The 14,187-nt window shown below is 67.8% G+C and carries 12 protein-coding genes and 1 pseudogene; 11 read left to right on the plus strand and 2 right to left on the minus strand.

All coding sequences use genetic code 11. From position 1 onward, the window contains the following. Positions 1–152 precede the first annotated feature (152 nt). The 6 genes from IE307_RS28245 (at position 153) to IE307_RS28270 (ending at position 6,593) form a co-directional block, all read left to right on the plus strand. Positions 153–1,832 (plus strand): ABC transporter substrate-binding protein, encoded by a 1,680-nt coding sequence (locus IE307_RS28245; protein WP_191302396.1) that lies wholly within the window; start codon positions 153–155, stop codon positions 1,830–1,832. Positions 1,833–1,874: 42 nt separating this feature from the next. Further along, the gene (locus IE307_RS28250) at positions 1,875–2,879 is read left to right on the plus strand and encodes an ABC transporter permease (protein WP_191302397.1); all 1,005 of its coding nucleotides are present in this window, start codon (positions 1,875–1,877) and stop codon (positions 2,877–2,879) included. Between the two features lie 5 nt (positions 2,880–2,884). Continuing rightward, on the plus strand, positions 2,885–3,808 hold the full coding sequence (locus tag IE307_RS28255) for an ABC transporter permease (protein WP_191302398.1): 924 nt from the start codon (positions 2,885–2,887) through the stop codon (positions 3,806–3,808). A gap of 6 nt (positions 3,809–3,814) precedes the next feature. Beyond that, entirely contained in the window at positions 3,815–4,813 is a 999-nt protein-coding gene (locus IE307_RS28260; RefSeq protein ID WP_191302399.1) for an ABC transporter ATP-binding protein, read from the plus strand. Then, positions 4,810–5,916, plus strand: coding sequence for an ABC transporter ATP-binding protein (locus IE307_RS28265; protein ID WP_191302400.1), 1,107 nt, complete (start codon positions 4,810–4,812; stop codon positions 5,914–5,916). Before IE307_RS28260 ends, IE307_RS28265 begins: the two co-directional genes overlap by 4 nt. A gap of 83 nt (positions 5,917–5,999) precedes the next feature. After that, a complete protein-coding gene (locus IE307_RS28270; RefSeq protein WP_191302401.1) occupies positions 6,000–6,593 on the plus strand; it encodes a TetR/AcrR family transcriptional regulator in 594 nt (197 codons plus the stop codon). A gap of 56 nt (positions 6,594–6,649) precedes the next feature. On the opposite strand, the pseudogene IE307_RS28275 reads toward IE307_RS28270, so the two are convergent. Further along, positions 6,650–7,021: pseudogene (locus IE307_RS28275) on the minus strand (DedA family protein); the annotation flags it as partial. Positions 7,022–7,352: 331 nt separating this feature from the next. Here IE307_RS28275 and IE307_RS28280 point away from each other — a divergent pair. Genes IE307_RS28280 through IE307_RS28290 form a run of 3 tightly spaced genes read left to right on the plus strand, consistent with a single transcriptional unit; the run spans position 7,353 to position 11,031 of the window. Then, positions 7,353–8,924 carry a discoidin domain-containing protein gene (locus IE307_RS28280; protein WP_229905132.1) on the plus strand — a complete coding sequence of 524 codons (1,572 nt, stop codon included), beginning with the start codon at positions 7,353–7,355 and terminating at the stop codon, positions 8,922–8,924. 29 nt (positions 8,925–8,953) lie between these two features. Then, entirely contained in the window at positions 8,954–10,087 is a 1,134-nt protein-coding gene (locus IE307_RS28285) for an MFS transporter (protein ID WP_191302402.1), read from the plus strand. Then, a complete protein-coding gene (locus IE307_RS28290) occupies positions 10,084–11,031 on the plus strand; it encodes a TolB-like translocation protein (RefSeq protein ID WP_229905133.1) in 948 nt (315 codons plus the stop codon). Before IE307_RS28285 ends, IE307_RS28290 begins: the two co-directional genes overlap by 4 nt. A 7-nt stretch (positions 11,032–11,038) precedes the next feature. On the opposite strand, the gene leuA is transcribed toward IE307_RS28290, so the two are convergent. Beyond that, entirely contained in the window at positions 11,039–12,856 is a 1,818-nt protein-coding gene (gene leuA / locus IE307_RS28295) for a 2-isopropylmalate synthase (RefSeq protein ID WP_191302404.1), read from the minus strand. 725 nt (positions 12,857–13,581) lie between these two features. On the opposite strand from leuA, the gene IE307_RS28300 reads away from it, so the two are divergent. Together IE307_RS28300 and IE307_RS28305 are read left to right on the plus strand one after the other, a co-directional pair. Beyond that, on the plus strand, positions 13,582–13,878 hold the full coding sequence (locus IE307_RS28300) for a hypothetical protein (protein WP_191302405.1): 297 nt from the start codon (positions 13,582–13,584) through the stop codon (positions 13,876–13,878). An 18-nt stretch (positions 13,879–13,896) separates the two neighbouring features. After that, on the plus strand, positions 13,897–14,184 hold the full coding sequence (locus tag IE307_RS28305; protein WP_191302406.1) for a hypothetical protein: 288 nt from the start codon (positions 13,897–13,899) through the stop codon (positions 14,182–14,184). The last annotated feature ends 3 nt before the right edge of the window (positions 14,185–14,187 follow it).

Consider the following 14,187-nt stretch of genomic DNA (forward strand, 5'->3'; position numbering starts at 1 on the left):
GCTCACGTTGGGTCAGCGGCCGTGCGCCGGACGTATCAGAATGCCTGGTCTAGTGGCCGGATCGTGACCTGAGATGCCCCGGAGGGGGTATCTGCAAAGGTTATGGTCGGCGACCACACCGTGAGATGTGCGGATTGTCCAAGGGGTGTTTGATGGTCCACTCAGTAACGGCTCGCCGCCGTTGGGTTGCCGCGATCGGCTTCCTCAGCGTCAGCGCGCTCGCCCTGTCCGGTTGCGCGCAATCCCAGCGCGACGCAGGCAGCGGCGGCAAGGAAGGCGGGACGCTGACCTTCGGCGCCGCCGGCGCGCCGAAGCTCTTCGACCCGTTCTACGCGACTGACGGCGAGACCTTCCGGGTCTCCCGCCAGATCTTCGAGGGCCTGGTCGGCTTCAAGCCGGGTACCGCCGAGGTGGAGCCCGCGCTCGCCACGAAGTACGAGCCCTCCGCGGACGGCAAGACGTGGACCTTCACCCTCAAGGAGGGCGTGAAGTTCCACGACGACACCGACTTCAACGCCGAGGCCGTCTGCTTCAACTTCAACCGCTGGTACAACCAGAAGGGCGCCGGCCAGTCCGACGCCGTCTCCCAGTACTGGCTGGACAACTTCGGCGGGTTCGCGACCACGCCGGACAAGCCCTCGCTGTACAAGTCCTGCACGGCCAAGGACGCCAAGACCGCGGTCATCGAGCTGAACGAGGTCACCTCGCAGTTCCCGTCGGTCCTCGGCTTCACGTCGTTCTCGATCTCCAGCCCCGACGCGCTGAAGAAGTACGACGCGGACAACGTCCAGGCCGCCGGTGACGCGTTCACCTACCCGGCCTACGCGAACGAGCACCCGACCGGCACGGGCCCGTTCAAGTTCGGCAAGTACGACAAGGCCAACAACACCGTGGAGCTCGTGAAGAACGACGCCTACCACGGCACCAAGGCCAAGCTGGACAAGATCGTCTTCAAGATCATCCCGGACGAGACCGCCCGCAAGCAGGCGCTCAAGGCCGGCGACATCGACGGCTACGACCTGCCGAACGCGGCGGACTGGGCCGGTCTGAAGACCGACGGCTTCAACGTCGCGATCCGTCCCGCCTTCAACGTGTTCTACCTGGGCATCAACCAGAAGAACAACCCGAAGCTCGCCGACCTCAAGGTCCGCCAGGCGATCCAGTACGCGATCAACCGCGAGCAGCTGGTCAAGTCGCAGCTGCCCGAGGGCGCCAAGGTCGCGACGCAGTTCATGCCGGACACCGTCAACGGCTACAACAAGGACGTCAAGGCCGTCGGCTACGACGTCGCCAAGGCGAAGTCCCTGCTGGCCGAGGCCGGTGCCACCGACCTGACGCTGAAGTTCTACTGGCCGTCCGAGGTCACGCGTCCGTACATGCCGTCCCCGAAGGACCTGTTCGGCGCGATCTCCGGTGACCTGCAGGCCGCCGGCATCAAGCTCGAGGTCGTCACGAAGCCGTGGAACGGCGGCTACCTGACCGACGTCGACAACGGCATCTCGGACCTGTTCCTGCTCGGCTGGACCGGTGACAACGGCACGGCGCACAACTGGGTCGGCACGTTCTTCGGCCGCACCGACAACCGCTTCAACACCGGTGCGTCGGCGTGGGGCGCCACCCTTGCGGCGGACCTGGCCAAGGCCAACTCCGAGCCGAACGAGGCCAACCGCACCAAGCTGTACGAAGAGATCAACAAGAAGATCATGGACGAGTACCTGCCCGCGATCCCGATCTCGCACTCCCCGCCCGCTCTGGTGTTGAAGTCGGACATCAAGGGTGTTGTCCCGAGCCCGTTGACCGACGAGAAGTTCGGCCCGGCCTCGAAGGGCTGAGCGAACTAGCTCCCACCACAAGAGAACAACGGGGTAGCTCAAGTGCTCCGCTACACCATTCGACGGCTGGTTCAGCTGGTCGGCGTGGTGCTGGTGCTCTCGATGTTGCTCTTCGCGTGGTTGCGACTTCTCCCAGGAGGGCCGGTTTCGGCCCTCCTGGGAGAACGCGCTACGCCGGAGTCGCGCGAAGCCCTCACCAAGCAGCTCGGCCTCGACCAGCCGATCTTCGTCCAGTACTTCAAGTTCCTCGGTCGCGCGGCGACCGGTGACTTCGGCGTCTCCACCGGTGTCCAGCCCGGTGACTCGGCGCTCGAGATCTTCCTCCAGCGGTTCCCCGCGACGATCGAGCTCAGCTTCTTCGCGATCCTGATCGCGATCGCGGTCGGCGTCCCGCTCGGGTACCTCGCCGCGAAGCGTCGCGGCGGCTGGTTCGACAACCTCAGCGTCATCGGTTCGCTGATCGGTGTCGCCGTGCCGGTGTTCTTCCTGGCCTACCTGCTCAAGGACGTGGCGTCGTCGGCGCTCGGCCTGCCCTCGCAGGGCCGTCAGGACGCCATCGACGCCACGCGCGTCACCGGCTTCTTCACCCTCGACGGCCTGATCACCGGTGAGATCGACGCGACGCTGAACGCGTTGGAACACCTGATCCTGCCGGCGATCGCGCTCGCGACGATCCCGTTCGCGGTGATCTTCCGGATCACCCGCGCGGCCGTGCTCGACGTGCTCGACGAGGACTTCGTGCGCACCGCCGAGTCCAAGGGCCTCACCGCACCGGTGATCCGCCGCCGGCACGTGCTGCGCAACGCGATGCTCCCGGTCGTCACGACGATCGGTCTGCAGACCGGCGCCCTGCTGTCCGGAGCCGTGCTGACCGAGAAGGTGTTCTCGTTCGCCGGTGTCGGTCAGGCACTCGCCATCGGGTTCGAACGGCGTGACTACCCGGTGCTGCTGCTGTTGATCATCATGGCCACGATCGTCTACGTCGTGGTCAACCTGCTGGTCGACCTCTCGTACGCGCTCATCGACCCGCGCATCAGGACGAGGTGAGCGCAGTGGCACTCGGAGTCTCCAAGAAGGAAAAGATCGACGGCCTCGCCGAGACCGCGGGCGTCTCGCTCGCGGCGAGCGCGTGGAAGCGGCTGAAGCGCAGCCCGGTGTTCCTCATCGGCGCGACGATCATCGGCATCTTCGTGGTGCTGTCGATCCTGTCGCCGTGGCTCGCGCCGCAGGACCCGTCCGTCCCCATGCTGATCGACCAGGTCGTCAAGGCGCGCAACGAGATCCCGCCGCCCCAGCCCGGTCACCTGCTCGGTGGCGACCTGCAGGGCCGCGACTTCTTCTCGCGCCTGCTCGTCGGGTCGCAGCAGACGCTGATCGTCGGTGTCGGCGCCACGATCATCGGCCTCACCGGCGGACTGATCCTCGGCACGCTCGCGGGCGCGCTCGGCGGATGGGTCGACTCGGTCGTCATGCGCATCGTCGACGTCATGCTCTCGCTGCCGTCGCTGCTGCTGGCGTTCTCGATCGCCGCGATGTTCGCGCGTCCCAGCCAGTTCACGGTGATCCTCGCGGTCTCGATCGTGCAGATCCCCGTGTTCGCCCGGTTGTTGCGGGGCTCGATGCTCGCGCAACGGCACAGCGACCACGTGCTGGCGGCGACGGCGCTCGGCGTGAAGAAGGGCGCGATCGTGTTCCGGCACATGCTGCCGAACTCGCTCAGCCCGGTGATCGTGCAGTCGACGCTCGTGCTGGCCACCGCGATCATCGAGGCGGCCGCGCTGTCGTTCCTCGGCCTCGGCAACCCGGACGACCGGCTGCCGGAGTGGGGGCAGATGCTCGGCGACGTGCAGAACGTCTTCGACACGCACCCGCACCTCGCCGCGTGGCCCGCGATCTGCATCATCATCGTCGCGCTCGGCTTCACCCTCATGGGCGAGACGCTGCGCGAAGCCCTCGACCCGAAGAACAGGCGGTGAGTCGTCGTGGCACTGCTCGAAGTACGTGACCTCTCCGTCGTGTTCCAGCGCAAGGGCGAGGCGCCGTTCCACGCGGTCGACGGCGTCAGCTTCGACGTCGAACCCGGCCAGACGGTCGGGCTCGTCGGCGAGTCGGGCTGCGGCAAGTCCGTGACGTCGCTCGCGATCATGGGCCTGTTGCCCAAGCGCGGCGCCAAGGTCACCGGCAGCGTGACCTACGACGGCACGGACCTGCTGAAGCTGTCCGACAAGCAGATGCGCGACAAGCGCGGCAGCGAGCTCGGCATGGTCTTCCAGGACCCGCTGTCCTCGCTCAACCCCGTCGTCCCGATCGGCCTGCAGGTCACCGAGGTGCTCGAACGGCACCGCGGCCTGGCCCGCAAGGAAGCCATGATCGAGGCGAAGGACCTGCTCGACAAGGTCGGCATCCCGGACCCGAACCGCCGGCTCAAGGAGTACCCGCACCAGCTCTCCGGCGGCATGCGGCAGCGCGCGCTCATCGCGATCGCGCTGGCGTGCCGGCCGAAGCTGCTGATCGCGGACGAGCCGACGACGGCGCTGGACGTCACCATCCAGGCCCAGATCCTGTCGCTGATGAAGGAACTGGTGCAGGACCTCGGCACCGCGCTCGTGATGATCACCCACGACCTGGGTGTCGTCGCCGGCCTGTGCGACGAGGTCAACGTGCTGTACGGCGGCAAGGTGGTCGAGAAGGCCATGCGGCACAGGCTCTTCGCCGAGCCGCGCCACCCGTACACGCACGGCCTGCTCGCGTCCATCCCGCGGCTCGACGCCCCGCGCGGCGAGAAGCTCACGCCCATCAAGGGTTCCGTTGCGGACAACATCCCGTGGACGAGCGCTTGCGCGTTCGCCCCGAGGTGCCCGAACGCCCTGGACGTGTGCCGCAGCGTGACGCCCGCCGAAGAAGACCAGCTGGGTCGCCTGCTCCGCTGCCACAACCCGGTCGTGCCGGGAACTCCCGCCGCCGAGGAGGTGCCGGTATGAGCGAGACCCTGGTCTCCGTGCAGGACATGAAGGTGCACTTCCCGATCAAGCGGGGCGTGTTCTTCGACCGGACCGTCGGTCACGTGTACGCGGTCGACGGCGTCGACCTCGAGATCAAGCGCGGCGAGACGTACGGCCTCGTCGGCGAGTCGGGTTGCGGCAAGTCCACCCTCGGGCGGGCGATGCTGCGGCTCAACGAGCCGACCGACGGCAAGATGATCTTCGACGGGCAGGACTTCTCGACCCTGAAGGGCGAGGAGCTGCGCAAGATGCGGCGCCGGATCCAGATGGTGTTCCAGGACCCGCTGTCCTCGCTCGACCCGCGTCAGTCCGTGGAGTCGATCCTGGTCGAGGGCCTGCGGGCGCACGACCTGGACGAGGGCAAGGAGTCCACGGCGAAGCGGCTCCGCGAGCTGCTCACGGCCGTGGGCCTGCCGACGTCCGCGCTGCGCAAGTACCCGCACGAGTTCTCGGGTGGTCAGCGGCAGCGCATCGGCATCGCGCGGGCACTGGCGCTCAACCCGGACCTGATCGTCGCCGACGAGCCGGTGTCCGCGCTGGACGTGTCGGTGCAGGCCCAGGTCGTGAACCTGCTGGAGGAGCTCCAGGAGAAGTTCGGCCTGACCTACCTGGTGATCGCGCACGACCTCGCGGTCGTGAAGCACATCTCCGACCGCGTCGGCGTGATGTACCTCGGCGGCCTGGTCGAGGAGGCCACCTCCGAGGACCTCTACGAGGAGCCGCTGCACCCGTACACGCGGGCGCTGCTGTCGGCGATCCCGGTGCCCGACCCCGAGGTCGAGGACCGGCGCGAACGGATCCTGCTCGCGGGTGACCTCCCGTCGCCGGCGAATCCGCCGACCGGCTGCCGGTTCCACACCCGGTGCCCGTGGCGGCAGGCGACGAAGTGCGACACCGAACGTCCGGCGCTGCGCGAGCTCAAGCCGGGTCACAAGGTGGCGTGCCACTACGCCGAGCAGATCCGCTCCGGCGAGATCCAGCCGCACGAGGTGAAGCCGATCCTGGTGGAGGAGGGCGACGGCCTGTCGCCCGACGTGCCGCTCGTGGGACCGGCGTCCGTCACCGAGGCGCTGAACCCGTAACAGACTGCTCTTCCGGGCGGGGCCACCTCGATCTTCGAGGTGGCCCCGTTCGTTTCTCCAGGGGCGTGCGCTGTCCTCGGTGGATGGACAGTCGTGGCTCGATCCTGTTGAGGGCCGCCGAGATCGCCTCGGTCGACGGCCTGGAGGGCGTCACCATCGGGCGGCTCGCGATCGAGCTCGGCATGAGCAAGAGCGGGGTGTTCTCGCACTTCGGCGCCAAGGAAGAACTGCAGATCTCGACCGTGCACACGGCCGCGGAGATCTTCGCCCACGAGGTGGTGATGGCGGGAGGCTCGGTGCTGGACGTGGCCGAGCGCTGGCTCGACTACTCGAAGCGCCGCGTGTTCCCGGGCGGCTGCTTCTTCGTGGTGACGCGAAGCGAGTTCGCGGCTCGCCCCGGCCGCGTGCGCGACGCGTTGATGCTCTTCAACCTGCGCTGGATCTCACTGCTGGAACGGCTGTGCGGCAACGCCCAGATGGCGTTCGAGGTGGACGCCCTGCTGACGGCCGCGGACCGGTTCGCGGTGCTCTACGACGACGCCTCGGCGTACGAGAGAGTGCGGTTGGCGTTACGCGCACGGATGGCCATGCCGACCGGGATGGAGAGGAGCGTCGCCACGCCGAACGACAACAGCATGGCGAGCCACGCCTCGTCGACCAGCTGGCCACCGATGTAGCCCACGGTGGCGGGGTAGAGGCTCCACAGCGCCGACCCGATCGCCGCAACGGGCACGAACCGCCGGAACGGCCACTTCAACGCCCCCGTCAGCAGCGCGCCGACGATGCCCCCGGCGGGCAGGAACCGCGCCGCGATGAGGATCGTCTCGCCCTTGGTCGCGAGCTGGTCGGCCGTCCACACGACCATCGCCCGCGCCTTCGCGTTCTTGTTGACCTTGTCGAGGGCCCGCATCCCCATCCGCCGCCCCGCGGTAAAGTTGATCATGTCGCTGAGCAGGCACCCGGCCGCGGCGACGAGCACCACCAGGTAGAGCGGGACCTCACCGGACGCGGCCAGGACGCCGGCGCCGATCAGCACTGCCTCCGTGGGCGCCAACGGCACCACGGCGACCAGGAACAGCACTACGAGGCTGGCTGCGGTGCTCATGATCGGTGAACGTACGTGACCTAGGTGAACAATCCCGGTCAGGGTGTTTCTTCAGCGCGTCCACAGGTACCCCGCGCGACTCGGCCGAACGGACGTGGTCGCTGTCCGAAAGGGCATGGCCGCGCGTGACGTTCAGCGCTCGTGCGCGCCACCTGTCACGTCACCTGCCAGGTGTGATCCAGGCCATTCGTGTCGCGACACCCGCGACCTGGGTTCTGCGCTGCGCTCTCGGCGTTGACCTGCCTGTTCGGCCGTAGTTAACGTCCGAACTCAATTGGAAAGCTTGTTAACCAATCCTTCGAACCGCCGCCCTTTGCCCAGGAGGAACGAAGTGATCACAAAGCACACCAGAGCTGGTGTCGCCATAGCCCTGTTCGCGCTGGTGGTCCCCCAGATCGCGGCGTCGGGCACGGCCAACGCGGCTGATTCCCTGCTGTCCGCCAACAAGCCCACCACCACCTCGTCCGTCGAGGCCGAGACCTTCGGGGGCGCCAACGCCGTCGACGGCGACCCGGCCACGCGGTGGGCGAGCCTCGAGGGCGTTGATCCGCAGTGGATCGCCGTCGACCTCGGGGCCACGGCCACGATCACCAAGGTCAGGATCAACTGGGAGGCGGCTCACGCCTCCGAGTACAAGATCCAGACGTCGGCCGACGGGTCGTCGTGGAGCACCAAGAAGACCCTCACCGGTCAGAACGGTGGCATCGACGAGACGAGCCTGAGCGCGTCCGGCCGTTTCGTGCGGATCTACGGCACCAAGCGCGGCACGGCCTACGGCTACTCGCTCTTCGACCTCGAGGTCTGGGGCAGCAACCCCGGCGGCGGTGACACCTCGGCGCCGACCGCGCCCGCCGGTCTCACCTCGACCGGCACCACGTCGAACTCGGTCAGCCTGCAGTGGACGGCCGCGAGCGACGACGTCGGCGTGACCGGCTACGACGTCCTGCGCAACGGCAGCGTCGTCGGCACCCCGGCCGGCACGACGTTCACCGACACGGGCCTCGCGTCGGGCACGCAGTTCACCTACACCGTCAAGGCGCGTGACGCGGCCGGCAACCTCGGTCCCGCCAGCAACTCGGTGCAGGCGACCACCAAGCCGGCGGCGCCCGGCGACACCATCACGGTCGTCGCGGCGGGCGACATCGCGTCGCTGACGAACAGCGAGCACTACGAGACGGCGAAGCTGATCGACCAGATCAAGCCGAACCACATCCTCACCGTCGGCGACAACCAGTACGACAGCGGCACGCTCGCGGAGTTCAAGGCCCACTACGACAAGTCGTGGGGCAAGTACAAGAGCATCACCCACCCCGCGACGGGCAACCACGAGTGGGAGGACGGCCTCAACGGCTACAAGTCGTACTTCGGGGCTCAGGCCTTCCCGAACGGCAAGCCGTACTACAGCTGGGACGCCGGTGAGTTCCACTTCGTGTCGTTCGACTCGCAGAAGCTCTACGACACCTCCAGCGACTCGACGCAGCTCAACTGGCTGAAGGCCGACCTGGCCGCGAACACCAAGGCGTGCGTCGTCGGTTACTGGCACCACCCGCGGTTCAACTCGGGCGAGTACGGCGACAAGTCCGTCATGGCCCCGCTGTGGAACGCGTTCGCGGACGCCAAGGCCGACCTGGTGCTCAGCGGTCACGACCACCACTACGAGCGGTTGAAGCCGCTGAACAAGAGCGGTGCGGTCGACGAGGCCAACGGCCTGCGCGCCGCGATCATCGGCATCGGCGGCGACTACCTCTACTCCAACGTCAAACCTCGTGCGGGCGTGGAGAAGTGGTTCGCGGACTCGCACGGCGTCGTGAAGTTCACCCTGTCCGGCCGCTCCTACTCGTGGGAGGTCATCGACACGGCGGGCAAGGTGCGCGACAAGGCCGGTCCTTACAACTGCCGCTAGCCGGTTCTGGCTGTTGATCGGAGGCCGTCGTGTACATCGCAACCGCCAGACAAGCCCCGGCTTCGGGCGGCACCGGCAGGATCGCGGGGAACGTCCTCGCGCTGGGCGCGGTGTCCCTGCTCACGGACGTCTCGTCCGAGATGGTCACCGCCGTCCTGCCGCTCTACCTCGTGCTGGGGCTGGGGTTCTCCCCGCTGCAGTTCGGTGTGCTCGACGGCATCTACACCGGTGTGACGGCGCTGGTCCGCGTCGTCGGCGGGCACGCGGCGGACCGCTGGCAGCGGCGCAAGTTCGTGGCAGGTCTCGGGTACGGGATCTCGGCGCTGGGCAAGCTCGGCCTGCTCGCCGCCGGGACCTCGGCCACCGCGATGGGCCTCGTGCTCGCCGGGGACCGGACCGGCAAGGGCCTGCGCACCGCGCCGAGGGACGCGCTGATCACGTTGAGCAGCGAGCCCTCGGCGCTCGGACGGGCCTTCGGCGTCCACCGCGCCATGGACACCGTGGGCGCGTTCCTCGGGCCACTGCTGGCGTTCTGTCTGTTGTGGACGCTGCCGGCGCGCTACGACGTGGTGTTCGTGGTGAGCTTCTGCTTCGCCGCTCTCGGGTTCCTCGTGCTCGTGCTCTTCGTCCGCGACCACCGCGACGTGCTGCCACGCGTGGCGGTGTCGCTGAAGGCGGCCTTCGGGCTGTTGCGCTCCAGGCCGTTCCGGCGGGTCTGCCTGGTCGCGTGCGGGCTCGGGTTCCTGACGCTGGGCGACGGGTTCATCTACCTGTTGCTGCAGAAGCAGCTCGACATCGAGCTCGCCTACATCGCACTGCTGCCCCTCGGCACGGCCGGCGTGTACCTGCTCGCCGCCGTGCCGCTGGGGTCGCTGGCCGATCGCGTGGGGCGGTGGAGGATCTTCCTCGTCGGCCACCTGGCGTTGCTCGGCGCGTACGTGCTCCTGGCCGGTGTCAGCGGAATCTCGTTGCTGGTCGGCGTTCTGGTGCTGCACGGGCTGTTCTACGCGTGCACGGACGGCGTGCTGATGGCCGTGGCCGGGCCGATGGTCCCCGACGAGCTGCGCACGTCCGGTCTGGCCTTGCTCCAGACCGGGCAGGTGCTCGCCCGCGCCACCTCCTCCGTTCTCTTCGGTGCTCTTTGGACGTGGTTCGCTTGGTGAGGGTCCTGATCGTCATCGCTGCCGTGATCGCGCTGGGGGCGGGCGCCACCGCGTACGCCCTGCGCGCTCCGGACGAGCCGTCGGTCGCCGTCGAGGCCGGGCCGGTCGAGCTGTCGTCCGGGCGGCTGCTGTTCGTGGACGACGTGAGCGGCAAGGTGGCCTCGGTGCCGCTGGCCGACCCCTCCGGCCCGCGCAGGGTGAGTTCGTTGTCCTGCAAGCGCTTCTACACCGCAGCGGGGCAGGGCCTGTGCCTCGCGGACGCCTCCGGCCCGCTGCCCGGTGCCACGGCGGTGTGGGTCGACAGGGGACTGGCCGAACGCCGTCGCGTGGAGGTCGACGGCGTGCCGAACCGCGCCAAGCTGTCGGCCGACGGGCGGATGGCGTCGTGGACGACGTTCGTCACCGGCGACTCGTACGCGCAGGCGGGCACGTTCTCCACCCGCACGGCGATCTTCGACCAGCAGACCGAGGTCTACTCCAGCAACGTCGAGGGCACGCGGGTCGCCGGCGTGAAGACGACCAACGACATGAACTGGTGGGGCGTCACGTTCGCCCCGGACGACCGCACGTACTACGCGACGATGAGCACCGCCGGGAAGACGTACCTGGTCCGGGGCGACGCGGCGGACGAGTCGGCGACACCGTTGCGGGAGAACGCCGAATGCCCGTCGCTCTCACCGGACGGCAAGCGCGTGGCGTTCAAGAAGCGCGTGCCCGGCGACGGCGCGCGACCGTGGCGGCAGCACGTGCTGGACCTGACCACGATGGTGGAGACACCCCTGGCCGAGACGCGTGGGATCGACGACCAGGTCGTGTGGCTCGACGACGACACCATCGCCTACGGCCTGCCGGGTGAGGGCATCTGGGCCGTGCAGGCGGACGGGGAGGGCGCGCCGCGGCAACTGGTGCCGCACGCGTCCTCCCCGTCCGTCGTCCTCGGCTAGTTCGCGATCAACGCTGCGCGCGGTTGATCGCCGACACGATCGCGCGGAACGAGGCCGCGACCGTCGAGGAGTCGATGCCGACGCCCCACAGCACGCGGTCGCCCACGGCGCACTCGACGTAGGCGGCCGCGCGGGCGTCGTCACCGGCGGACAGCGCGTGCTCGGCGTAGTCCAGCACCCGCACGTCGTAGCCCACCGACGCGAGCGCGTCGACGAACGCCGCGATCGGGCCGTTGCCCGAGCCCGTGATCTCCTGCTGGTCGCCGTCGATCAGCAGGGTCGCGGTGATCTCCTCGCGCCCGCTGCCGTCCGACGAGGCCTTGTGCTTGAGCAGGTACAGCGGCACCCGGCCGTGCAGGTACTCCTCGGCGAAGGCGTCCCACATCTCCTTCGGGCCGATCTCGCCGCCCTGCGTGTCGGTGACCTCCTGGATCACCTTCGAGAACTCGATCTGCAGGCGCCGCGGCAGGTCCAGGTGGTGCTCCTGCTTCATCAGGTACGCCACGCCGCCCTTGCCGGACTGCGAGTTGACCCGGATGACGGCCTCGTAGTTGCGGCCGACGTCCTTCGGGTCGATCGGCAGGTACGGGACCTCCCACTGGAAGTCGTCGACGTGCTGACCGGCGTCCTTGGCGTCGGCCTCCAGGGCCTCGAAGCCCTTCTTGATCGCGTCCTGGTGCGAGCCGGAGAACGCGGTGAAGACCAGGTCGCCGCCGTACGGGTGGCGCTCGGGCACCGGCAGCTGGTTGCAGTACTCGACCGTGCGCCGCACCTCGTCGATGTCGCTGAAGTCGATCTGCGGGTCGATGCCCTGGCTGAACATGTTCATCGCCAGCGTGACCAGGCAGACGTTGCCGGTGCGCTCGCCGTTGCCGAACAGGCAGCCCTCGATGCGGTCCGCGCCGGCCAGGTAACCGAGTTCCGCCGCCGCCACGCCGGTGCCGCGGTCGTTGTGCGGGTGCAGGCTCAGGATGATCGCCTCGCGGTTGGCGAGGTTGCGGCTCATCCACTCGATGGAGTCGGCGTAGACGTTCGGCGTCGCCATCTCGACCGTGGCCGGCAGGTTGATGATCAGCGGCTTCTCGGGCGTCGGCTGGATGACGTCCTGGACGGCGTTGCAGACCTCGAGGGCGTAGGACAGCTCGGTGCCCGTGTAGGACTCGGGGGAGTACTCGTAGCGGAAGTCGGTCTCCGGGTAGTGCTGTTCTTGCTGCTTGGCGAACTTCGCCGCCTCGACCGCGATCTTCTTGATGCCGTCCCTGTCGCTGCGGAACACCACGCGGCGCTGCAGGATCGACGTCGAGTTGTAGAAGTGGACGATCGCCTTGCCGGCGCCCCTGAGCGACTCGAAGGTGCGCGCGATCAGCTCCTCGCGGCACTGCGTCAGGACCTGGATCGTGACGTCGTCCGGGACCGCGCCGTCCTCGATGATCTCGCGGACGAAGTCGAAGTCCGTCTGGGACGCGGCCGGGAAGCCGACCTCGATCTCCTTGAAGCCCATGCGGACCAGCAGGTCGAACATCTTGCGCTTGCGCGCAGGCGACATCGGGTCGATCAGGGCCTGGTTGCCGTCGCGCAGGTCGACCGCGCACCACAGGGGGGCCGTTTCGATCTTCTTGGTCGGCCAGGTGCGGTCCGGTACGTCCACTGCCTCCACCAGCTCGTGGAACGGGCGGTAGCGGTGGAACGGCATGCTGCTGCCCAGTTGGCGGTTCCAGGACTGCTGGGTGTCCGGCGCGGGGCGGCTCGGCTTGCGGATGCGGCTGGTGCCCGACGAGTAGGCGTCTGCCGAGTTGGTGGTGGTGAAGGCCTCGTTGGAGGTCATGGTCCCTGTGCTCCTGCGGGTCGTCTCGAACGAACGACCGGCGGCAACGCTGAGTCCCGCGACGGGGGGCCGGTCTGATCAGACCCCGTCACGGCAGCGAAGCAGGAGGGAACGCCACACGCTGGACAGAGTAGTCACAGATCTGGTGGGGATGGAAATGTTCGACCGGATCGTGGGATGCGGTGGGGGTGCGTGGGCTTGTGAGTGCGGGTGCGGGTGCGCCTGTGCCGCGGTGGTTGGGTTGCGTGCGGCGTGTTGCGCTGCGTGCTTCCCCTGGGGCTCTGCCCCAGACCCCGGCAATCTGAGATGGGGGCCAGCGCCGCTCGTGGGTTGATGGCACGCCTGTTGCGTTGGGCGGCTGCCTGTTGCGTTGTTTGTTGCGTTGGCGGTGGGGTCCCATCACAAGTCACACCAAGAGCGGGCCACATGTGAGTAGGGGTGTCAAGCGGGCGAAGAGCGTGCCCGCTTGACACCCCTACTCACATGCAGCAAGTGCTGTGGTGCGACTCGTGATGGGACCCCACCGCCCAAGCCGTTTGCTAAGGACGGCTCGCCTTCGGCATCGCGTGGGAGGGTGGCGGCTTGCCTACGGTGTTGCGTGAGCTGGGGGTTGTTCGTGCTTTTGGGCTAATCGAATCCGACGTTCTGGTGCATGGAAAATAACGACTCGGGATGCTGGTCACGTTGCAAGTTTTGCCGCGCGCGTACCCGGGAATCGTTCATGTATGTCCAGATTACGTACCTCCAGTGGCCGCGGCACGGCTTCCCGCGTGATCAGCGGCATCGGCGCCCTCTTCGCTTTCATCGAGGTCCTCTACATCCTGATGATCGTGCTTGGCGCTAACACCGCCAACGCGTTCTTCCGGTTCATCCAGTCCCTCGCCGAGCCTCTCGCGTTGTTCTTCCCGGGTCTGTTCAACACCGGGAACTACAACCTCGACATTTTCCTGAATTACGGTCTCGCAGCCGTGTTCTGGCTGGTCGTGACCGGTCTCATCGCACGTGCGGTGTCGCGCTACTGAGGAGTAGATTCCTGACCTATGCGAACGCGCGCGGTCGGGATCGCCACAGGAGTCGTCAGCTGGGTCGGACTCGCGCTGGCGGTGGTGCTCGTCGTTCACGTCGTGCTCACCGTCGGCGGGGCCAACCCCGGCAACCCCATCACCAGCACTGTGAAGGACGTCGCCGAGCCGGTGGCTCTGGCGTTCAAGGACCTGTTCAGCCCCGACGACGCGAAGCTGCGGACGATCGTCAACTTCGGTTTGGCCGCTTTGTTCTGGCTGGCCGTTCGAGCGATCGTCCTCAAGCTCGTCAGGCGCTTGAACTAGGTT

The sequence above is a fragment of the Lentzea cavernae genome (assembly GCF_014653695.1).
Classification (GTDB): domain Bacteria; phylum Actinomycetota; class Actinomycetes; order Mycobacteriales; family Pseudonocardiaceae; genus Lentzea; species Lentzea cavernae.